Source organism: Vibrio sp. Vb1026 (assembly GCF_033338745.1).
GTDB classification, from domain to species: domain Bacteria; phylum Pseudomonadota; class Gammaproteobacteria; order Enterobacterales; family Vibrionaceae; genus Vibrio; species Vibrio alginolyticus.
This window is the reverse complement of record NZ_JAWOTH010000134.1, coordinates 1-1,222: the sequence shown is the minus strand read 5'-3', so window position 1 is coordinate 1,222 and position 1,222 is coordinate 1. Positions and strand designations below refer to the sequence as shown.

General features: G+C 38.2%; 1 protein-coding gene. It reads right to left on the bottom strand.

What is annotated here, in order from left to right:
* Positions 1-1,222, bottom strand: a 1,222-nt coding sequence (locus R7E47_RS24750) for a condensation domain-containing protein (RefSeq protein ID WP_318085404.1), incomplete at both ends; no start/stop codon positions are given.

The window sequence follows — 1,222 nt, the reverse complement described above, 5'->3', positions numbered from 1 at the left end:
GTTAAGTTGCCGAACAAGCTGTTTGCTGTACCATCTCTTTTGATTGATCGATTGACGTACGGCTAAAGAAGAAGGTACTACCAACCTGTTTTCAACATCTTCCCAATAAGCTTTTTCATTTACTACTTCCTCTTTGGCGTAATTCCACAATTCTGTTGTCCATTCTTTATAAGAAGTCGTCTTCTCAGGTAATTGTATTTTTTCTCCAGAAACAGCTTGTTCGTAAGCTGTTTCTAGATCCTCAAGCAGAATCCCCCAAGAAACACCGTCTATGATGAGATGGTGTACAACTATAACAAGGTGGTCCCCTTTATTGGTTTGAAAGATACTTGCTTTGATAAGAGGTCCATTTTCTATATTGAGCTCACTTTGAATACTATCAATATGGTTTTCTGCAAGCTCTCGCCAGTTATTTTTATTTCTAAGGTTCATCACTTCCAATGTATAAAAATCAGCTGTATACGCTTTTCGGTTGATTTGAACCATCTGTTGCCGATTCTTTACAAAAACAGCTCTTAGTAAATCATGGTGCTCCATGAGTTTGTCCAACGCCAATTCAACCGCTTCAGGATCAAATCCTTCTGCTTTGTAGAGTGTCTCAGCCTGATTATAGTGGTGCGGATTAACAAATTTTTTTGAAAAAAACCAATTTTGTATAGGAGAAAGTAAAACTTCCCCAGATATCTGTCGTTGATCAATTTGTTTCTTTAAAGGCTCGATATAGATAGCCACTTCTTGAATTGTTGCATGTGTAAATAAATACTTTGTTTCAAGTTTCAATCGATACTTTCTTAATTGAGAAGAAATTTGAATGGCTTTGATCGAATCTCCTCCATAGTCAAAAAAGCTTCCTTTTATGCTAACACGTTCTATACCAAGCACCTCCTGCCAAATGTCAGTGAGCAACTTTTCAATCTCTGTACAAGGCGGCACATATGCTTCTTCTGTTTCTGTTTCTTTTTCAGGTATTGGAAGCAACTGTTCATTCACTTTTCCATTTGGTGTTAAAGGCAACTCATCTATTGTCATGAAGTGCACAGGAATCATATATTCTGGTAAAGTTTGCGCCAGCTTTCGTCTTATTTTCTCTGGCTCACTCTCTTTCTTCCACACGATATACGCACATAGATTTACTTGTCCTTCCTCATCGTGATGAGCTAGCACATAGCCATTCTCGATCTCATCCAACTCCACCAGCTTCGCTGTAATTTCACCCGGTTCA